The following is an 18,538-nucleotide window of genomic DNA, read 5'->3' on the forward strand; positions in this document are numbered from 1 at the left end:
CGGCCATCGGCACGAGCTCCGGTGGAGTGAGCGCCTTCGTGCGGGGGTGGTCGTGAGCATGCGGACTCCGGTCGACTCGATGTGTACGCATGATTCGGAGGCGCGCTCCCGCTCGGTTCCCCGAAGCGGGGCCCCAGTGAGAGGGGCAGGTCTGTCCGGTTTCCGGGGACGTCAGCGCCGCCGCGACCACCAGCGGCGGGGCCGCTCCGGCTCGGCGGCCGCCCGGGCCTCGGCCGCGGCGGCGCGATCGGCGCGCCGTTGCGACCAGGCGGCGACCTCGTCGTCGACGTCGCGGAGCGGGGTGACGACGGGCGGCCCGCCCAGAAGCTGGCGGCGCGCCTCGATCACCCGCGTGTTGAAGTCGGCGAGCTCGGCGCGCACCTCCTCCTCGCGGTGCAGCCGGTCGAGGCGCTCGTCGAGTGCGCGGTCCTCGGCGCGGAGGAGGAAGGCGGCCGGGCCGATCCCGGTGAGGTTCTCGCGCTCGATCTTGCGGCGGATCCACCAGTCCGGGTCGTGGGCCGCGCCCAGGTCCGGGAGCGGCTTCCCCGATCCCGGCAGGTCGTCGAAGTCGCCGCGGCGGATCGCGAGCTGGATCGCCGTCTCGACGAACGCCGCCCGCTCGAGCGGATCCTCCGGCAGGGCGGGCTGCTCCGACTCCTCCTCGCCCGCTGCGCCGGCCCGGTACCGGGCGGCGCGCTCCCTCGCATCCGACATCCCTCCACGCTAGATCGGGCTCCTCGCCTCGGGCAACCACCCCTCTTGCCGTCTCCTCGGTCGGTGCGCGGCGGCTCGACATCGGCGGCCCGGCGTGCGTGGTATCGATACTCGATAACATCGACGATCGATAAGGAGCGCGCCATGACGAGTGTCATCCCCAGCGGACCGGTCCGGGAGCGGCCGCGCGTGTTCCGGGTGGCCAGGGCGGTCCTGCTCATCGTCGCCGTCTTCTCCGTCCTCACCGCGCTCGTGCAGACCTGGACCGTCACGACCGGGCGCTCCCTGCTGGTCTTCGGGGGAGCCACCGGCCCCGCCGCGACGACCGACGTCTGCTGAACGCCTGCTTCCAGGCGGCATTCATAGCCTCGAGAAACTGCCCAGTCTCCCGCTCGTTCTACGAACGCAAGCGACAGGAAGGCAAGTCTCACAAGCAAGCACTGATCGCTCTCGCTCGGCGACGAATCAACGTGATCTGGGCGATGTTTCGTGACCAGACCCGTTACAGCCCTCCACCCACAGACCCCGCCGGTTCCGCATCACTGAAGCTGCGGGCCTTGCCTCCGCTCAAGCCCCCGGTCGTCGCGCCGGGTGGTTCTCCACGATGACGCCGCAACGACGCGCGGTGCGCTATGCCGTCGATGCACGAAACCGACGCGAACATCGGTGAGATGCAAGGCATTCGAGGCGAAAACAGGTCGAAAGCCGTTGTGTGGATGTACAGCGGTTCACGGCGGCGTGCCAGCTCCAATGGCAGCGTCAATTTCTAAGGTAAGCCTCACCAAACTTCCGGTGAAAGGTGATGCTGCGTGCTTTCGAATTATCTGATCGCTCTTCGGGAGGGCCTCGAAGCGGGCATCGTTGCCGGCATCCTGATCGCCGCGCTGACGAAAACCGGCCGCCGGCACCTGATCCCTGCATTGTGGCTCGGCGTCGCTTTCGCGATCGCCGTCTCGCTCGGAGTTGGCGCGGCGCTGACGTGGGGTCCGTACGGTCTCAGTTTTCAGGCGAAGGAGATCCTCGGTGGGACGCTGTCGGTCCTGTCGGTGGCTCTGGTGACGTGGATGATCTTCTGGATGGCGCGCAACGCCCGCACCCTGAAGGGCGATCTCGAGGGACGAGTAGCGATCGCGGGCGGTGCTCTCGGGGTCGCGGTCCTCGGCTTCGTGAGCGTCGCGCGTGAGGGCGTCGAGACGGCACTCTTCCTGTGGGCGGCCGTGTCTTCGAATCAGGACGCTGGAGCCGCGGCGTGGGGCGCGGTCCTCGGTCTGCTCACGGCGGCGGTCCTCGCCGTCGTCCTGTCGTTCGGCTTCGTCCGGATCGATCTGGGCCGCTTCTTCGCGTGGACTGGATGGTTCCTGGTGATCGTCGCGGCGGGCGTGCTCGGCTACGCCGTGCACGATTTCCAGGAGGCCGGCCTCATCTCCGGAGAGGGGAATGCACTGTTCGACATATCGTCGCTCATCCCGCCGACGAGCTGGTACGGGGTCGTCCTGGCAGGAATCTTCAACGTCGCGCCCGATCCCAGCGCCGCCCGCTTCGCCGCCTGGCTCGGGTACCTCGTCGTGGTCGGGACGCTCTTCGGTGCGCAGCTACTGCGCCGGAGTGCTCCTCGTCCGGTCGTCGTCGGGGTAACGGGATAGAGCCGGCCTCGACACTTCGGTGTCCGAGGCGGAAGGGCGTCGACCGGCTGGACGCAGAACGCCCCCGGCGTCCCAGCGTCCCAGGGAGGGAAGCGGGGCACCGGGGGCGGTTCGTGGAAGAGGAGGTCTCTCGCTCCGGCCTTTCTACTTCCCGGCGAGGGTGGTCAGCAGCTCCTGGATGCTCGTCGTCTCGGCGGCCGGGTCGGGGCTGCTGGAGCGGACGGAGGAGAGGACGGGGTCGATCTGCTGGTCGACGTAGGTCCAGGTCTGGCAGTTCGCGGCGCTCAGTGCGGGCTCCGCGTCGTCCCAGGCGGTCTCGAGGTCGGTGGCTCGGGCTTTCGCGCCGGCCTGGTCGCCGCTGGTGACGAGGGCGAGGGTGTCGGCGGCGATCGTCTGGAAGTTCTGCACGTCGGCGGTCGGGAAGTCGGTCTGCACCGACGCCTCTGCGTCGGCTGCGGACAGTGTTCCCGACGTGTCGCAGGCCGGGGCCGCGCCTTCGGGTGCCGGGGTGGTGTGCGGCTGGCTGTTGGTGAAGGCGAGCAGTCCGACGACAGCGACGGCGAGGACCGCGAACGCGACGAGCGAGCGTCGCTCCCGAGCGACGGGCGGGGTGTGGTGCTCGGCCGTGCCCTTGTCGACGTCGGCCCTGCTGAGGGAGAGGTACACGACCGTTGCGAGGATCGCGAGCAGGAAGATGATGCTGGTGACGAAGGTGCCGAGCCCGAGGCCCTGCTCGTCGGGGGAGAGGCCGAGCCAGTCGCCGATGTTGGCGCCGAGGGGGCGGGTGAGGATGTAGGCGATCCAGAACGCGAGGACGGGGTTCGCTCCGTAGCGCCAGAGGCCCGTGACGATGGCGATCAGGGCGAGGGGCAGGAGGATCGAGACGCCGGGGCCCCAGCCGGTGAGCTCGAGGGTCCAGTCGCCGAGGGCGGTGCCGAGCGCGAAGGTGACGAGGACGGTGAGCCAGTAGAACGCCTCGCGCGGGGTGGTGTCGATGCTGTGGATGGAGAGGGTGCGCTCCTTCGAGTACCAGACGCTGAACACGATCGCGAGCAGCACGGAGAAGACGAGGGAGCTGGCCCAGAGGGGCACGCCGAGCTGGTCAGTGAGGATGTCGGTGAGCAGGGTGCCGGTGACGCTCATGACGACGACGGTCAGCCAGTACGCGGCGGGCAGGTAGCGGCGCAGCCGCATCTGGATCGCGAGCACGACTGCGGTGACGATGATGAAGATCACGGCGGTCGTGATGAGGCCGACGCCGAGAACCATGTCGATCCAGTCGGCGAAGCTCTCGCCGACGGTGGTGCAGAGGATCTTGATGATCCAGAACCAGATCGTGACCTCGGGGACCTTGCTGAGCAGCCGGTGCACCGGGAAGCGGGTCGTCGTCGTTGAAGTGTCCATGCCCGCAGAGTCGCAGCCGGGACGGGGGCGGCGGCTCGGGATGCGCCGTGCTGTGTTGTGTTTGCTCACAACGACCCGGAGCTCCCGAACGCGTTCAGGTCGATGCCCGGCTGAGGGGCTGAGGTTCTGTGCTTTCACAACGGATGCAGGGGAATCCTCCGCCGCCACAGGCCGCTCGTTCGTAGCGTGAACTCCTTCGGCGCGCTCCGCGTCGGGAGACGAGGACGACACTGATGCCGAACCGGGAACCCGCGACAGACGGTGCGATCGCCTATCGGGCGGCGCGACGCTGGCCGCTGATCTCGGCGGGCCTCGCGGTGCTGCTCACGGGACTTCTGGCCGCGCTGATCTTCTACCGGGAGCACGACAAGCCGTTCGGGTTCGACACCGCGTGGATGAACGAGATCATCGAGCACCGGTCGACGTTCTGGTTGGTGCCGTCGCTGGTGATGAACAGCCTCGGCGGCGGGATCGTCGGCACGATCGTGATTCCGCTCGTCGTGTTCGTGTGGCTGCTGGTCTGGCGGGGTCGGTGGGCGGCGACGTACTTCGCGATCGCCGCGCCGCTGAGCGGGCTGCTGGTGCAGATCCTCAAGAACGCTGTCGGTCGTCCGCGGCCGCTGGAGATCCTCGTGAACGCCGACTTCGGCTCGTTCCCCTCCGGCCACAGCGCGAACGCCGCCACGACCGCGATGGTCCTCGCGATCGTCTTCCCGCTGTGGTGGGTCCGCATCGCCGGAGCCCTTTACACGGTCGCGATGATGCTCAGCCGCACCTACCTCGGAGCGCACTGGATCTCCGACACCGTCGGCGGACTGCTCCTGGGCGCCGGAGTGGCGCTGATCGTCTGGGCGCCGCTCGCGGTCCGGCTGCACACCGAGCGCGCGTCGTCACCGCCGCCCCTCCGGCGCCGCATCGCCCGACGGCGGGCCCTCAGCTGACGGCTCGTCAGGGTCGAGGCCTGGCGACGTCGCCGCGGAGGATCGTCAGGAGCACGACGGCGACGATCGACCCGGATGCGATCAGGCCCGCGAGCACGACGATCTGGAAGACGCCCGCCGCCACGGGCGAGAGTCCGCCGAAGACGGCGCCGATGAACGCGCCGGGCAGGACGACGAGCCCCGTGGTCCTCGTCTGGTCGGTCAGCGGCACGAGCCCGGTCCAGGCCGCCTCTCGCGCCAGGCCGAGCGTGGCCTGCCGCGGCCGGGCGCCGAGAGCCAGCCAGCCCTCGACCTGGTCCCAGCGGTCGGCGAGCGTCGCGGCCAGCGCTCGGCCGGTGACGGTCGCGACGGTCATCGCGCCGCCGATGAGGATCCCGCCGACCGCGAGGACGTAGCGGCCAGTGAACGGGACGGCCCCGAGACCGAAGACGATCCCGGCGCTCACCGCGACGCCGGCCGCCATCGCCGCGGTGACGGCGAGGACCGTGCGCCGGGAGCGTCCGAGGCGGCCGGCCGCGGTGAGCACCGCGGCACCGCACATGACGACCAGGAAGAGCAGGACCCAGCGGATGTCCGCGATGACTCCCGAGAGGATCACCGCGAGCACCCCGAGCTGAACAGCCCCACGGAGGATCGCCAGCGCCGGCCGCGCGAACGAGACGACCCCGAACGTGCGGAGTGCGGCCACGGAGACTGCCGCGCAGATCGCGACCGCCGCGACCACGACCGCCGGAGTCAGCTGGTCGATGGGCGTTCCTGAATGACCCAGGTGTTGCCGTCGGGGTCGGTGAAGAAGACGAACGAGTTCCACTCCCCGCCGCGGCCCTCGAGCCGGACCCCGTCCTCGAAATACGACACCGGGCTGACGTCCACGCCGCGCTCGGCGAGTTCGGCACGGGCTGCGTCGATGTCGTCGACGACGAGCTGCAGCCCTTCCAGGCGGGTGGGGCCGGTCTTGAGCTGGATGCTGCTGTGCGAGCCGGGCGGGGTGAGCTGCACGATGCGCATCTCGTCGCTGATCCGCACGTCGAGGTCGAGGTGGAACCCGACCTGGTCGGCGTAGAACGCTTTCGCCCGGTCGACGTCCTCGACGCTGACGGGCACGACTTCGAGATTCCACTGCACAGGACGGCCTTTCGCAAGGGTGGCGGACGAGGTGGCGGGCGTCGCCGTCCAGTGTGTCCGGTAGGACTCCCGTCGGGCAATCGGGTCAGCTGGCCGCGATCGTCCCGGTGAGCAGCAGCCCGGACACGACGAGGGCCAGGGCGACGCGGTACCCGACGAAGACGCCGAAGCCGTGGCCCGCGACGTACCGGAGCAGCCACGCGATCGACGCGTACGCGACAAAGAACGAGACGACGGTCGCGACGAGGGTCGGGATCCAGCCGACGCTCGCACTGACCTCGGACGCGGCCGTGGCCGCTTCGTAGGCGCCGGCGGCGGTGAGTGCGGGGATGGAGAGGTAGAACGCGAACTTCGTCGCGGTCACTCGATCGAGCCCGCGGAACAGGCCTCCGCTGATGGTCGCTCCGGAACGAGAGACGCCGGGGATCAGCGCGATGCACTGCACGAGGCCGATGATGACCGCGTCTTTCCGGGTGATCGCGCGACGGTCCTTGGTCTGAGCGCCGACGCGTTCGGCGACGAGCATCACGACGCTCCAGCCGAGCAGCGCCGCGACGACGACCCACAGATTGCGCAGGCCTCCGCTGATGAGGTCCTTCCCAAGGAACCCGATGATCCCGATCGGGATCGACCCGAGGATCACGTACCAGGCGATCCGGTAGTTCGTCCGCTTGCGCTGCGACGGGTGCCGCAGCCCGACGAACCACGCGGTGGCGAGCTCGGCGATGTCCTTCCGGAAGTACAGGAGCACTGCGGCGATCGCACCGATCTGGATGATCGCGGTGAACGCGGTCACCCCGACGTCGTCGACGCGGAGGCCCATCAGCTTCTCGGCGATGGTGAGGTGCCCGGTGCTGGAGACCGGGAGGAACTCGGTCAGCCCCTCGATGATGCCGAGGATGATCGCCTGGAGGATGTCCATCGGGTCCGTTCCGGTCGGAGAGGAGTCGCGGGGGATCCCGCGAGCGCTTCCGAGAGTAGGGATCGCGACGGCCGTGCTCGGCCGGAATCCGGGTCGCTGTGTGCATCTTCAACGACCCCGGCGAACACCCCAGCTGCCGACACCGCACGCTCCTCGAGCATGGCGGGATGACGCACCTCGCTGCACCGCTCCCTCGACCCCGCGGCGGTGTCTTCGCCGGCCGCTACGCCGCCTCCACCGTGCCCGAGGCGACGGCGCTGTTCTGGATCCTCAAGGTGCTGACCACCGGGATGGGCGAGACGGCGTCCGACTTCCTCGCGACCGCCTTCGACCCGGTGATCGTGGTCGGCGCGACCGGTCTCGCGTTCCTCGCGGCCCTCGGGCTGCAGTTCGCGGTCCGCCGGTACATCCCCTGGGTGTACTGGCTGGCAGTACTGATGGTGAGTGTCTTCGGCACGATGGCCGCCGACGTGCTGCACGTCGTCGCCGGCGTCCCGTACCTCGTCTCGACCCTCGGGTTCGCGATCGCGCTCGCCGCGGTCTTCGCCCTGTGGTGGCGAGTCGAGCGGACCCTGTCGATCCACTCGATCACGACACCGCGCCGGGCCCTGTTCTACTGGCTCGCCGTCTCCGGGACCTTCGCGCTCGGCACGGCCGCCGGGGACCTGACCGCCTCGACCCTCGGCTTCGGCTATCTGCCGTCCGCGGTCCTGTTCGCGGCGATCATCGCTGTCCCGGCGCTCGCGCACCGGTTCACGGGGAGGAACGCGGTCCTCGCGTTCTGGTCCGCCTACGTCGTCACGCGTCCGCTCGGGGCGTCGGTCTGCGACTGGCTCGCGGATCCCGTCGCCCAGAAGGGCCTGGGCCTGGGCACCGGCCCGGTCACGCTCGCGGCCCTCGCGGTGTTCCTGCTGCTGGTCGCGGTGATCGCGCTCCGCCGACCGCGCGCGGCCGTCACGGCGACCCCCTGAGCGCAGGGCTCAGGCGTCGCGGCCGGCGCGGTTCTTCTGCCGCCAGTAGGTGAGGGCGATCCCGGCGACGCTGATCACGACGATGCCGACGAGGACGATGTCGATGTACTTCCCGACGAAGTCCGCGACGCCGGGGATCTGTCCGAGGAAGAAGCCGAGCAGGATCACGCCGGTGGACCAGACGGCCGCACCGAGGGCGTTGAAGCCGACGAAGTGGGCGTAGTGCATCTTCCCGACGCCGGCGGCGACAGGGGCGAAGGTCCGGACGACCGGGACGAAGCGGGCGATCGTGACCGCCCAGCCGCCGAAGCGGTCGAAGAACGACTGGGTGCGCGCCACGCTCGAGCGGCTGAACAGCCCGCTGTCCTTGCGCTCGAAGATCCGCGGCCCGCTCGCGCGGCCGATGACGAACCCGAGCTGGTCGCCGAGGAAGGCGGAGGCGGCGACCATCAGGATCACCAGCGGCACCGGGAGCGAGATCACCCCGGTCGCGACGAAGACGCCGGTGAAGAAGAGCAGGGTGTCGCCCGGGAGGAAGAACCCGATCAGGAGGCCCGTCTCGACGAAGGCGATCAGGCAGACCAGGGCGATGGCCCAGGGGCCGGCGCCGTCGAGGAGGGATTGGGGGTCGATCATCGGTTCTCCTAGCGAGAGCTCGGGCCGGGGCGGGTCGCGGGGATGCGGACCTCCGCGCCGAAGCCGTGGGGGACGAGGTTGCGGAGCCGGAGCTCGCCGCCGGCGGCCCGGCTGAGCCCGGCGACGATGGCGAGCCCGAGACCGGCGCCGCCGTCCCGGGAGCGGGCGGCGTCGGGACGGGTGAAGCGGTCGGTCGCGACGGCGAGGAACGCCTCCGGGACACCGGGTCCGTCGTCGTCCACGGAGAGGACGGCCTCTCCGGGGCGCTCGACCAGGGTCGCGGTGATACTGCCGCCGTCCGGCGTCGCGGCGACGGCGTTGGAGAGCAGGTTGTCCAGGATCCGGCCGAAGTCGGTCGGCGAGACGGGGTACCGGGCGGCGTGAGCCGACACGGGAGCGACGAAGTCGATCGCGAGGTCCCGGTCGCGGGCGAGCATCCTGATGCGGTCGACGCTGCCGGTCACCTCCTCGCGGAGAGCCGACGACGAGGCGTCGCCCGTGACGGTGCCGGCGTCGATCTTCGACAGGATCAGCAGCCCGTCCGTCAGGGACTGCAGGCGGTCGATCGAGCGGCGCGCGTCGACGACGTCGGCGTAGAGGGCCGCCGGGTCGTCGCGGACCCGCTCGGCCAGCTCGAGGCGGGTGCGCAGGGCGGCGAGCGGAGTGCGCAGCTCGTGGCTCGCGTCGGCGACGAGCCGCCGCTCCCGGTCCGCCGACTCCCGCAGGTCCGCGATCAGCGCGTTCAGGGTCGAGGCGAGGTCGGAGAGCTCGTCGCGAGCGGGCCCGACGGGGAGGAGCTCGGTGGAGCGGCCGTGGCGCAGCCGGTCGGCGATCGCGCGCATCCGGCCGACGGGTCGCAGCGCGAGGCCGACGAGGAGCCAGGAGGTGGCGGCGAACGCGACGAACAGGATCGCGAGGGCGATCAGGAGCGTCGTGCTGACGCCGCCGACGACGGCCTCGGCGGTGTCGCGGCTCTCCTCGATCAGCGCCTGCGACGCTCCCGAGCGGACCAGCTCGATCGTGGAGGCGTCGAGGATGTGGTCGAGCTGCTCACGGACGACGACCGCGACGATCCCGAAGAACAGCATCGCGACCAGCAGGCTCGACACCGTGATCCGCACCCGGATCGACAGAGTCCGCCACCTCACGGCGTCACCCCGAGCCGGTAGCCCGCACCCCGTCGGGTGAGGATCTCGACCGACGCACCGCCCGCGGCCAGCTTGCGGCGGAGGTAGCTGATGTACTGCTCCGCGATGTTGTGGTCCACGAACTCCGCCGACCCCCACACCTCGAGCAGGATCTCCTCCCGCGGCACGTAGTCGCCGGCGCGGACCGCGAGCACGCGCAGCACTCCGAACTCCTTCGGACTCAAGGACAGCACGGCGCCGTCGACCGTCGCGGCGTGCGTGTACGGATCGACGCGCAGGTTCCCGAGCGCCACCGGGGCGCGGTTCGTGAGGCGCTCGCGGCGGATCATCGCGCGGAGGCGGGCGGAGAGCTCCTCGAAGTGGAACGGCTTCGCGAGGTAGTCGTCGGCCCCCGCGTCCAGGCCGAACACCCGGTCCTGCAGTGCGTCGCGGGCGGTGAGCAGGATCACCGGGAGCGTGGCACCGCTCGCGCGAAGATGCCGGCAGATCTCGAAGCCGCTCATGCCGGGGAGCATCACGTCGAGGACCGCCGCGGCGTAGTCCGCGTCGCGCGCCGCGTTCAGCGCGTCGACCCCGTTCGAGAACAGGGCGACGTCGTAGCCGTCGCCGGTAAGACCCCGCTTGATGAGCTCGCCCATCTCGACGTCGTCTTCGACGACCATCACCGCGTCACGCATCCCGGCCTCCTACGGTCATGCTCGCACCCGTGGCGCGGCGGAACCGGCCTGCTCCGCGGAGATATGCGGCTTCTCAGCGGTACGCGCTGCATACAGAGACAGCGCACGTGCACCCCGATCGAGCAGCACGTTCCTGGTGCGCAGACGATCTCGGATGCGGGCACTGACATGGACGCCGACCTCCGGTCGACGCGGTGCTGTGCGCTGCGCGCATTTTGCCTGGAAGCCTTCGGCAGCGTACGGGCCTCCGGCGTCCGCGCAAGCCGCTGCGCGGCCGGCTCCTCCGAGGTTCTCGGCACGCGGTCGCTGCGCTCCCTCACATCGCGCCGACAACCTCTCCTCCGCCGCCCTCCGGGTTGCGCTCCCGCCTCCGACCCTGCTCGGCACTACGTGCCTTCCAGGCAAAAAACGCTGGGAGAGAAGGAAGAACAGGCGAGCCAGACCACCCCCCTGGCTTGACAAACCTGATTGAGAATCACGGCCGGAGGGGGAGCGGCTCCCTGCTCGAGCCGGTCGGCGTGCTCGTGCGCGCCGTGCCGCCGCTGCGCCCCGCCGCTCAGTCCTGCGGGTAGCCCGGCAGCCCGTCGATGCTGACCGCGTTCCGCGTGGCGCGGTACTCGGCCATGCCGTCGGGGCCCTTCTTCTCGGCCTGGAGGAGGAGCAGGTCGCGCTCGCCGACCGGCTCCATCACCGGCACGCCCCAGCCGCACGCGTCGCTGATGCGGGTGAGCTCGACGGTGACGACCGCGCGGGTGCTCGGGTGCTCGGGGTGCTGCTCCGCGACCTCGGCGAACGCCTCCGACCCGGGCAGGTGCACGGAGCCGGTGCCGTGCAGGCGGACGATGCGCGGACGCGGTCCGAACGACGCGAACATCAGGCACACGCGCCCGTTCTCGCGCAGGTGCGCGATCGTCTCGACTCCGCTGCCCGTGTAGTCGACCCAGCCGACGCGGCGCGCACCGAGGATCGAGAACGAGTCGTGGCCGCGCGGAGACATGTTGATGTGCCCGTCCGCGGCGAGGGGTGCGGTGGCGACGAACCACATCGGCTGCTCGTGGATCCAGGAGGAGAGGCTCTCGTCGATCTCGTCGTAGACGTGGGCCACGGGGTCAGGCCCCGGCCGCGCGGCGGACCAGCTCGGTGACGGCGGCGCGCGTCTCGTCGTCGGCGGAGACGAGGGCGTAGGCGGTCGGCCAGATCGTGCCGTCGTCGAGCTGCGCGCCGTCCTGGAAGCCGAGGGTCGAGTAGCGCGTGCCGAACTTCGCGCCGGGCTGGAAGAAGACGATCGCCTTGCCGTCCGAGCGCGCGTAGGCGGGGAAGCCGTACCAGGTCTTCGGGAGGAGATCGGGGGCGGTCTCGCCGACGACCTCGTGGAGCATCTGGGCGATCGGCCGCTCCTCGTCGGTCATCGCGGCGATCGCGGCCTCCGCGTCCCTGCGATCGGCGTCGGCCTTGTCGGCGCTCTTCTGCCGCTTCGCCTCCGCCCGCAGCTCGGCCGCGCGCTGCTTCATCGCCGCGCGCTCGTCCTTCGAGAAACCGTCTTCGGAGGCCATGTCCGCCCGTCCCGTCCGTCTGCGGCTCCCGGTCCGGGAGCGTCCCCGCACATCGTGGCAGCGCCGCACTCGCCGCACAACGGCGGGACCGGGCGCGACCGCGCCCCCCGGAAGCCCAGCCTCCGCGGTTAGCGTGGACGGATGCGCCTCCTCCTGATCCGCCACGGCCAGACCCCCTCCAATGTGGCGGGCCTCCTCGACACCCGCATCCCCGGACCCGGGCTCACCGACCTCGGCCGCACCCAGGCCGCAGCGCTGCCCGGTCAGCTCGCGGGCGAGGGGATCGGCGCGCTGTTCGTCTCGACGATGCTCCGCACCCATGAGACGGCCGCCCCTCTCGCCGCGGCCCTCGGGCTCGAGCCGATCGAGCGCGACGGCATCCGCGAGGTCGCGGCCGCGGGGCTCGAGATGCGCGGCGACGAGGCGGCGGTCGAGGAGTACATGGGGACGGTCTTCCGCTGGGCCGGCGGCGAGACGTCGATCCGGCTCGCGGGCGGCGAGACGGGCGACGAGTTCGCGGCGCGCTACGACGCGGTGGTGGCGGAGGCGGAGTCGCTCGGGCACGAGGTCGTCGCGCTGGTCAGCCACGGTGCGGCCATCCGCTGCTGGTCGGGTCTGCGCTCCCTCGACCTCGATGCGCGCTTCATCGCCGACCATCTGCTCGACAACACGGGTGTCGTCGTCCTCGAGGGCTCGGGCGACGCGTGGACGCTCGTGTCCTGGCAGGGCGAGCCCGTCAGCGGAGTCGGCGCGGCGGCCCCCTCGGGCCCGGCGGGCGAGACCACCGTCTGAGCGGCACGGGCGTCCTCGCCCCGCTCGCCGGTCGAGCAGCCGTGCAGGGGTGCATCGAGACCCGCCCCCACCGAGCGCCGCCGGCCGTGCCACAACGGTAACGATCGCGCAACAGTCCGGAAACCAGCTCCGACCAGCACATCCGCGCGCCCCGGTCGCGTCGTGACCACCCCCGGACCCGCCTCCGCAATTGTCCGACGTTTGCCCCTCGGCGGCTCCGCGGCTACCGTGGTCGGCGGTCCTCACGGGCCCCGATGAACCGGTCCGCGCTCGCACGGCGTCCCCCAGGACGCGCAGCGATCGTACGGTCAACGGGAGTGGAGGCGGCCCCGAGGCCGCCTCGGACGCTCTCGCCTCCACCCCCTGCAGCGCTGAGCGGCGGGACGCACGCGGAGGCTCGACGCACGGCTGTCCCACGCTCCCGACCCGGCACCACGAGATGAGCGCAGGGCGTCGTCCCTGCGCGCCGACGGAGTGTACGTGCACCAGAACCAGCAGACCATCAGCGAGCCCCGGAGCGAGGCGGGCGCCGATCCGGCGACCCCGGCTCTCGAGGCTCGCCACCTCTTCAAGGTGTTCGGCCGGAGGCCCGACGAGGTCGTCCGCCGACTGGGCGAGGGCGTCGACCGCGGCGAGCTCGCCGGACTCGGCACGGCCGCGGTGATCGACGCGTCCTTCACCGTGCGCCGAGGCGAGATCTTCGTCGTGATGGGCCTCTCCGGCTCCGGGAAGTCCACCCTCATCCGCATGCTCAACGGGCTCCAGGAGCCCTCCGCGGGCGAGGTCCTGATCGAGGGCTCCACCATCACCGGCGTCTCCGAGGCGGAGCTGCGCCGCGTGCGCCGCTCGTCGGTGTCGATGGTGTTCCAGCACTTCGCGCTCCTCCCGCACCGCACCGTGCTCGACAACGTCGCGTACCCGCTCGACATCCAGGGCGTCCCCGCGGCCGAGCGCCGCGAGCGGGCCCTCCTCGCGGTCGAGCGCGCCGGTCTCGCCGGCTGGCACGAGAAGATGCCCGACGAGCTCTCCGGCGGCATGCGCCAGCGCGTCGGCCTCGCCCGGGCGCTCGCCGCCGACACCGACATCGTGCTGATGGACGAGGCGTTCTCGGCGCTCGACCCGCTGATCCGCCGCGAGATGCAGGAGCAGCTGATCGAGCTGCAGCACGAGCTCGGCAAGACCATCGTCTTCATCACGCACGACCTCAACGAGGCCATGTTCCTCGGCGACCGCATCGCGGTGATGCGCGACGGCCGCATCGTCCAGATCGGCACTCCGGAGGAGATCCTCACCGACCCGGCGAACGACTACGTCGCCCAGTTCGTGCAGGACGTCGACCGCGCCCGCGTGCTCACCGCCTCCGCCGTGATGGAGCCCGCGCGCTCCGTGGTCACCCTGGCGGCCGGTCCCCGCGCCGCGCTGCGGAGCATGCGCGACCTGCAGACCTCGGCCGCGTTCGTGGTCGGCGGCGGACGCCGCCTGCTGGGCACGGTCCGCGACCGCGACGTGATCGAGCAGGTGCGGCGGAGCGTCGGCGACCTCTCGGCGGTCCTCACCTCCGACGTCGTCACCGTCGGCCCGGACACCGCCCTCAGCGAGGTCATCGAGCCCGCCGTCGAGTCGGCGCTGCCGGTCGCCGTGGTCGACGCCGACGGGCGCCTGCTCGGAGCGATCCCGCGGGTGACCCTGCTCGCGGCGCTCGGCAACGTGCCCGCCCACACCGGCGAGCACCCGGTGATCGAGCCGCCCGCCACCGTCTCGACCGAGGTCGTCACCGCGACTCTGCACGCGACCGGAGGTCCCGTCGAGGACGCCGTCCTCGCGACGGACGGGGGTGCACGATGACCGATCTCGGCTTCCGCCTCCCGCTCGGCGCCCTCGCCGAGGGCGCCGTCGACGTCCTCACGCAGACCTTCCAGCCGGTCTTCGACCTGCTGCGCACCGTCTTCGGCGCCCTCTACTCCGGCGTCGACCTCGTCCTCGCGACGCCGCCCTTCTGGGTGATCGTCGCCTTCCTCGCCGTGCTCGCCTTCGCCGTCCGCGGCTGGGTCTTCGCGGCCGGCACCGCCGTGGGGCTCCTGCTGATCGTGGGGGTCGACCAGTGGGAGAACGCGATGGACTCCCTCGCTCTGGTGCTCGTCGCCTCCGTGATCGCCATCGCGCTGAGCGTGCCGCTGGGCGTGCTCGCCGCGCGCAACCGCACGGCCTCCGCGGTCATCCGGCCCGTGCTCGACCTGATGCAGACGATGCCGGCCTTCGTCTACCTGATCCCCGCGCTGATCCTGTTCCGGGTCGGAGTGGTGCCGGGCATCGTCGCGACCATCGTCTTCGCGATGGCGCCGGGCGTCCGGCTCACCGAGCTGGGCATCCGCGGCGTCGACCCGGAGCTCGTCGAGGCGGGGGAGTCGTTCGGCTCCTCGAAGTGGCGGATCCTCCGCCAGATCCAGCTGCCGCTGGCGCTGCCCTCGATCCTGGCGGGCCTCAACCAGGTCATCATGCTCTCGCTCTCGATGGTCGTCATCGCGGGCATGGTCGGCGCCGGAGGGCTGGGCGGCGACGTCGTCGCGAGCCTCAACCGGATCGACGTCGCGCTCGGCTTCGAGGCGGGCGTCTCCGTCGTGATCCTCGCGGTCGTCCTCGACCGGATGACCGGCGCGCTGGGCTCGCCCTCGCCGGCGAGGGTCGCCCGGGCGAAGAACCGCCGCGCCGTCGTGGCGACTCGCTCGGCCGTCGGCGTCGTCTCGATCGGCCTGGTCGCGTCCCTCGGGGCCGCGGCCCTCGCCGCTCCCGCCACCGCCGCCTCCGTCGACAACGGCGACCGCACCGACGTGACCGTCGCCGTGTTCCAGGGCTGGGACGAGGGGATCGCCGTCGCCGCTCTGTGGGAGGCGGTGCTCGAGGAGCAGGGCTACGACGTGACCCTGCAGAACGCCGACGTCGCCCCCGGCTTCCAGGGCCTCTCGACCGGCGACTACGACCTCGCCCTCGACACCTGGCTGCCGCTCACCCACGCCCGGTACGTCGAGCAGTACGGCGACTCGATCGTCGACCTGGGCGCGTGGAACGACGAGGCGAAGCTGACCATCGCGGTCAACGAGGACGCCCCGATCGACTCCCTCGAGGAGCTCGCCGCCGACCCGGGCGTCGTCGGGAACCGCCTGATCGGCATCGAGCCCGGCTCCGGACTGAACAAGACGACGACCGAAGACGTCATCCCGGGCTACGGCCTGGAGGGGATGGACTACCTCACCTCATCGACGCCCGCCATGCTCCAGGAGCTCTCGAGCGCGACCGCCGCGGGCGAGAACATCGCCGTCACGCTCTGGCGCCCGCACTGGGCCTACGACGCGTTCCCGGTCAAGGACCTCGAGGACCCGAAGGGCCTGCTCGGCCAGGCGGAGGGGATCCACTCCTTCGGCTCGGCCGCGTTCGACGCGGACTACCCGACGATGAGCCGCTGGATCCGAGACTTCCGGATGGACTCGAAGACGCTCTACTCGCTCGAGAACGCGCTCTTCAACGACGGGGCCGACGACCGCTCGGCCGCGCTCGCCGCGTGGATGGACGAGAACCGGGAGTACGTCGACACGCTGATCACCTGATCACCGTCGCGACGAAGGCCGAGCGGCCGGAGTCCTCGTCTCGAGGGCTGCTCCGGCCGCTCGGCCTTCGTCGTGCAGGGCGTCAGGCGGTGACGCGGCGTCCCGCGGTGGCGCGGACGAGGAGGGTGACCACCAGCACCACGGCGGCGGCGACCAGCGCGGCGATCCCGGCGGGGACCGAGACGAGCTCGCCGGCGAAGCGGCCGACGGCGACCCAGGAGAGACCCCAGACGAGCGAGAGCATCGGAGCGATGCGGCCGCGGCCGGTGACCGCGATCAGGAGTCCGACGAGCGCGGCGACGGCGAGGACGACGACCGCCCAGACCGCGGCGCCCGGACCGTCCGCGCTGCCGACTCCCGCGCCGACGAGCCCGGCGGTGACGTTCGCGGCCGTGGCCACGCACACCCAGCCGAGGTAGAGCCCGAAGGTGCCGTCCGTCACGATCGCGTCGACCACTCCGGCCGAGCGGGTGGTGCGGAGGATCACGAAGATGCGCGCGAGCACGGCGAGCAGCAGGGCGATCACGACGACGCTGAGCGTCAGGAAGCCGTCCTGGACGACCAGGATCCACGCGGCGTTCAGGAGGAGGCTCGCGGCGGCCCAGTAGCCCAGCCGGCGGTGGCGGGTGCGGGCGGTCTGGGAGGGGAGGAACTGCCAGATCGCGTAGGCGATGAGGCCGGTGTAGATGACGCTCCAGATCGCGAAGGCGGGGCCGTCGGGGGCGATGGGGGTGGAGGATGCGGTCAGGGCGCCACCGGCCGCGTTCTGGATCTGGGTGCCGCCCGCGGCGCCCGAGCCGATGAACGAGCCGATGAGGGCGAGCACCGCGCTCACGGCGACGACGACCTGGCGGATCCGGTCGGCGCGGTCGGGGGTTCGTGTGGCGGTCATGTCGCTCCTCCATTAGTCAGCTGGCTGAGTAATGAGAGTAGCGCGATTCCGCTCCCCGTCCACTGGGGCTTGCGGCGCGGCCCCGGCTCTGGATGAGGGCCGGGGCCGGATCCTCAGGCGCGGGCGGCCGCGTACTGCTCGCGGATCACGGGCCGGTGGTCCGGCGCGGGCTCGGCCACCGAGGTGACGGTCCACGTCGGACGGGATCCGGTCAGCGCCCAGGCGGCCTGCACGGCGGCACCGTCGGCCACGTACTCGCCGGGCGTCGGCACCTGCACGGGCACGTCGAACACCTGCGAGGCCGCGAGCTGCACGGCGCGGTTCTGCGCGGCTCCGCCGATCAGGAGGATGCGCCGCGCCTCCACTCCCTGCGCGCGAACGGCGTCGAGGCCGTCGGCCAATCCGCAGAGCATGCCCTCGATCGCCGCGCGGGCGAGGTTCGGGCGCGTGGTCGAGGCGATGGTCATCCCGTGCAGGCTCGCCGTCGCGTCCGGCAGGTTCGGCGTGCGCTCGCCCTCGAAGTAGGGGACCAGCACGAGGCCGTCGGCACCCGGCTCCGCCTCGAGCGCCAGTGCGGCGAACTCGTCGAAGTCGCTGCCGAGCAGGGTCGCGGTCGAGGCCAGCACGCGCGCGGCGTTGAGCGTCGCGACCAGCGGCAGGAAGCGCCCGCTCGCGTCGGCGAAGCCGGCGACGGTCCCGGAGGCGTCGCGCACCGGGTCGTCCGTGACCGCGAAGACGGTGCCGCTCGTGCCGATGCTGACGACCACGTCGCCGGGGCCGGCGCCGAGGCCGAGCGCGGCGCCCGCGTTGTCGCCCGCGCCGGGGCCGACGACGAGTCCGCTCCCGGTGCGGCCCGCCTCCTCCGAGGGACCGAGCACGCGGGGGAGCAGCGGGCGGTGGCCGAGGGCGCGCTCGAGCAGCTCGAGGTCGTAGCCGTCCGCTCCCCAGTACGAGGTGCCGGAGGCGTCGGACCGGTCGGTCGTGAGCGCGTCGAGCCGCGGACCGCGGGCGGAGTCGGGGCCGTAGCCGAGCAGGCGCCAGGTCAGCCAGTCGTGGGGGAGCGCGACGGCGGCGACGCGGGCGGCGTTCTCGGGCTCGGCGTCGCGAAGCCAGCGGAGCTTGGTAGCGGTGAAGGAGGCGACCGGCACCGATCCGGTGCGCTCCGCCCAGGCCTCGGCCCCGAGCTCCTCGATGAGCGCGGCGGCGGCCGGCGCGCTGCGGGTGTCGTTCCAGAGCAGAGCGGGGCGGATGACGACGCCGCTCTCGTCGAGGACGACCATGCCGTGCTGCTGGCCGCCGACCGAGATCGCGGCGACGTCGTCGAGTCCGCCGGCATCGGCGAGGGCGAGCTGCAGCGCCTCCCACCAGGCGGCGGGGTCGACCTCGGTGCCGTCGGGGTGGCTCGCCCGGCCGGTGCGCACCACGGTGCCGGTGTCGAGGTCGCGGACGACCACCTTGCAGCTCTGGGTCGACGAGTCGATCCCTGCGACGAGCGTCATCGCTGTCCTCTTTCGTTGG

The 18,538-nt window shown here is 71.6% G+C and carries 19 protein-coding genes; 7 read left to right on the forward strand and 12 right to left on the reverse strand.

The window, feature by feature from the left end; all coding sequences use genetic code 11:
• Positions 1-171 precede the first annotated feature (171 nt).
• Positions 172-714: a DUF1992 domain-containing protein gene (locus C5D44_RS15455; RefSeq protein ID WP_104282176.1), complete on the reverse strand. Its 543-nt coding sequence runs from the start codon at positions 712-714 to the stop codon at positions 172-174.
• A 144-nt stretch (positions 715-858) separates the two neighbouring features.
• Here C5D44_RS15455 and C5D44_RS15460 point away from each other — a divergent pair, with 144 nt between their 5' ends.
• Together C5D44_RS15460 and efeU are read left to right on the forward strand one after the other, a co-directional pair.
• On the forward strand, positions 859-1,053 hold the full coding sequence (locus C5D44_RS15460) for a hypothetical protein (RefSeq protein WP_104282177.1): 195 nt from the start codon (positions 859-861) through the stop codon (positions 1,051-1,053).
• A gap of 470 nt (positions 1,054-1,523) precedes the next feature.
• Positions 1,524-2,357, forward strand: coding sequence for an iron uptake transporter permease EfeU (gene efeU, locus C5D44_RS15470; RefSeq protein ID WP_104282178.1), 834 nt, complete (start codon positions 1,524-1,526; stop codon positions 2,355-2,357).
• Positions 2,358-2,501: 144 nt separating this feature from the next.
• On the opposite strand, the gene C5D44_RS15475 is transcribed toward efeU, so the two are convergent.
• Complete coding sequence (locus tag C5D44_RS15475) at positions 2,502-3,761, reverse strand: hypothetical protein (RefSeq protein WP_104282179.1); 1,260 nt, start codon at positions 3,759-3,761, stop codon at positions 2,502-2,504.
• 233 nt (positions 3,762-3,994) lie between these two features.
• Between C5D44_RS15475 and C5D44_RS15480 the strand changes: the two genes are divergently transcribed.
• Entirely contained in the window at positions 3,995-4,702 is a 708-nt protein-coding gene (locus tag C5D44_RS15480; protein WP_104282180.1) for a phosphatase PAP2 family protein, read from the forward strand.
• 7 nt (positions 4,703-4,709) lie between these two features.
• Here C5D44_RS15480 and C5D44_RS15485 read toward each other — a convergent pair whose 3' ends face one another.
• The 3 genes from C5D44_RS15485 to C5D44_RS15495 all read right to left on the reverse strand — a co-directional run bounded on the left by C5D44_RS15485 (position 4,710) and on the right by C5D44_RS15495 (position 6,749).
• The gene (locus C5D44_RS15485; RefSeq protein WP_308470813.1) at positions 4,710-5,426 is read right to left on the reverse strand and encodes an ABC transporter permease; all 717 of its coding nucleotides are present in this window, start codon (positions 5,424-5,426) and stop codon (positions 4,710-4,712) included.
• Between the two features lie 11 nt (positions 5,427-5,437).
• On the reverse strand, positions 5,438-5,827 hold the full coding sequence (locus C5D44_RS15490; RefSeq protein WP_104276676.1) for a VOC family protein: 390 nt from the start codon (positions 5,825-5,827) through the stop codon (positions 5,438-5,440).
• 85 nt (positions 5,828-5,912) lie between these two features.
• Positions 5,913-6,749: an undecaprenyl-diphosphate phosphatase gene (locus tag C5D44_RS15495; RefSeq protein ID WP_104282181.1), complete on the reverse strand. Its 837-nt coding sequence runs from the start codon at positions 6,747-6,749 to the stop codon at positions 5,913-5,915.
• 167 nt (positions 6,750-6,916) lie between these two features.
• On the opposite strand from C5D44_RS15495, the gene C5D44_RS15500 reads away from it, so the two are divergent.
• Positions 6,917-7,720 (forward strand): hypothetical protein, encoded by an 804-nt coding sequence (locus C5D44_RS15500; RefSeq protein WP_104282182.1) that lies wholly within the window; start codon positions 6,917-6,919, stop codon positions 7,718-7,720.
• Between the two features lie 9 nt (positions 7,721-7,729).
• Here C5D44_RS15500 and C5D44_RS15505 read toward each other — a convergent pair whose 3' ends face one another.
• The 5 genes from C5D44_RS15505 to C5D44_RS15525 all read right to left on the reverse strand — a co-directional run bounded on the left by C5D44_RS15505 (position 7,730) and on the right by C5D44_RS15525 (position 11,734).
• A complete protein-coding gene (locus C5D44_RS15505) occupies positions 7,730-8,356 on the reverse strand; it encodes a DedA family protein (RefSeq protein ID WP_104282183.1) in 627 nt (208 codons plus the stop codon).
• Between the two features lie 8 nt (positions 8,357-8,364).
• Positions 8,365-9,504, reverse strand: a complete 1,140-nt coding sequence (locus C5D44_RS15510; RefSeq protein WP_146088070.1) for a HAMP domain-containing sensor histidine kinase — start codon at positions 9,502-9,504, stop codon at positions 8,365-8,367.
• Complete coding sequence (locus C5D44_RS15515) at positions 9,501-10,181, reverse strand: response regulator transcription factor (protein ID WP_104282185.1); 681 nt, start codon at positions 10,179-10,181, stop codon at positions 9,501-9,503. Before C5D44_RS15515 ends, C5D44_RS15510 begins: the two co-directional genes overlap by 4 nt.
• Before the next feature lie 556 nt (positions 10,182-10,737).
• On the reverse strand, positions 10,738-11,286 hold the full coding sequence (locus C5D44_RS15520; RefSeq protein WP_104282186.1) for a pyridoxamine 5'-phosphate oxidase family protein: 549 nt from the start codon (positions 11,284-11,286) through the stop codon (positions 10,738-10,740).
• A 4-nt stretch (positions 11,287-11,290) separates the two neighbouring features.
• The gene (locus tag C5D44_RS15525) at positions 11,291-11,734 is read right to left on the reverse strand and encodes a hypothetical protein (protein WP_104277775.1); all 444 of its coding nucleotides are present in this window, start codon (positions 11,732-11,734) and stop codon (positions 11,291-11,293) included.
• Between the two features lie 141 nt (positions 11,735-11,875).
• Between C5D44_RS15525 and C5D44_RS15530 the strand changes: the two genes are divergently transcribed.
• The 3 genes from C5D44_RS15530 to C5D44_RS18675 all read left to right on the forward strand — a co-directional run bounded on the left by C5D44_RS15530 (position 11,876) and on the right by C5D44_RS18675 (position 16,128).
• A complete protein-coding gene (locus C5D44_RS15530) occupies positions 11,876-12,526 on the forward strand; it encodes a histidine phosphatase family protein (RefSeq protein ID WP_104282187.1) in 651 nt (216 codons plus the stop codon).
• 480 nt (positions 12,527-13,006) lie between these two features.
• Positions 13,007-14,371, forward strand: a complete 1,365-nt coding sequence (locus C5D44_RS15535; RefSeq protein WP_258068014.1) for a glycine betaine/L-proline ABC transporter ATP-binding protein — start codon at positions 13,007-13,009, stop codon at positions 14,369-14,371.
• Complete coding sequence (locus C5D44_RS18675; protein WP_104282188.1) at positions 14,368-16,128, forward strand: ABC transporter permease/substrate binding protein; 1,761 nt, start codon at positions 14,368-14,370, stop codon at positions 16,126-16,128. The genes C5D44_RS15535 and C5D44_RS18675 overlap by 4 nt, the downstream gene beginning before the upstream one ends.
• A gap of 82 nt (positions 16,129-16,210) precedes the next feature.
• Here C5D44_RS18675 and C5D44_RS15545 read toward each other — a convergent pair whose 3' ends face one another.
• Both C5D44_RS15545 and xylB read right to left on the reverse strand, forming a co-directional pair.
• Positions 16,211-17,020 (reverse strand): tryptophan-rich sensory protein, encoded by an 810-nt coding sequence (locus C5D44_RS15545; RefSeq protein WP_104282189.1) that lies wholly within the window; start codon positions 17,018-17,020, stop codon positions 16,211-16,213.
• 113 nt (positions 17,021-17,133) lie between these two features.
• On the reverse strand, positions 17,134-18,519 hold the full coding sequence (xylB, locus tag C5D44_RS15550) for a xylulokinase (RefSeq protein WP_104282190.1): 1,386 nt from the start codon (positions 18,517-18,519) through the stop codon (positions 17,134-17,136).
• Positions 18,520-18,538: the final 19 nt, after the last annotated feature.

The organism is Rathayibacter sp. AY1B5 (genome assembly GCF_002932795.1).
Classification (GTDB): Bacteria; Actinomycetota; Actinomycetes; order Actinomycetales; family Microbacteriaceae; genus Rathayibacter.

What these genes read in the sequence shown, in the direction of transcription:
- C5D44_RS15500 (WP_104282182.1), top strand. Translation starts at nt 6,917, where the DNA reads ATGACGCACCTCGCTGCACCGCTCCCTCGACCCCGCGGCGGTGTCTTC.
- C5D44_RS15530 (WP_104282187.1), top strand. Translation starts at nt 11,876, where the DNA reads ATGCGCCTCCTCCTGATCCGCCACGGCCAGACCCCCTCCAATGTGGCG.
- C5D44_RS15495 (WP_104282181.1), bottom strand. Translation starts at nt 6,749, where the DNA reads ATGGACATCCTCCAGGCGATCATCCTCGGCATCATCGAGGGGCTGACC.
- C5D44_RS15515 (WP_104282185.1), bottom strand. Translation starts at nt 10,181, where the DNA reads ATGCGTGACGCGGTGATGGTCGTCGAAGACGACGTCGAGATGGGCGAG.
- C5D44_RS15480 (WP_104282180.1), top strand. Translation starts at nt 3,995, where the DNA reads ATGCCGAACCGGGAACCCGCGACAGACGGTGCGATCGCCTATCGGGCG.
- C5D44_RS15505 (WP_104282183.1), bottom strand. Translation starts at nt 8,356, where the DNA reads ATGATCGACCCCCAATCCCTCCTCGACGGCGCCGGCCCCTGGGCCATC.
- xylB (WP_104282190.1), bottom strand. Translation starts at nt 18,519, where the DNA reads ATGACGCTCGTCGCAGGGATCGACTCGTCGACCCAGAGCTGCAAGGTG.
- C5D44_RS15525 (WP_104277775.1), bottom strand. Translation starts at nt 11,734, where the DNA reads ATGGCCTCCGAAGACGGTTTCTCGAAGGACGAGCGCGCGGCGATGAAG.
- C5D44_RS15460 (WP_104282177.1), top strand. Translation starts at nt 859, where the DNA reads ATGACGAGTGTCATCCCCAGCGGACCGGTCCGGGAGCGGCCGCGCGTG.
- C5D44_RS18675 (WP_104282188.1), top strand. Translation starts at nt 14,368, where the DNA reads ATGACCGATCTCGGCTTCCGCCTCCCGCTCGGCGCCCTCGCCGAGGGC.
- C5D44_RS15475 (WP_104282179.1), bottom strand. Translation starts at nt 3,761, where the DNA reads ATGGACACTTCAACGACGACGACCCGCTTCCCGGTGCACCGGCTGCTC.
- C5D44_RS15455 (WP_104282176.1), bottom strand. Translation starts at nt 714, where the DNA reads ATGTCGGATGCGAGGGAGCGCGCCGCCCGGTACCGGGCCGGCGCAGCG.
- C5D44_RS15545 (WP_104282189.1), bottom strand. Translation starts at nt 17,020, where the DNA reads ATGACCGCCACACGAACCCCCGACCGCGCCGACCGGATCCGCCAGGTC.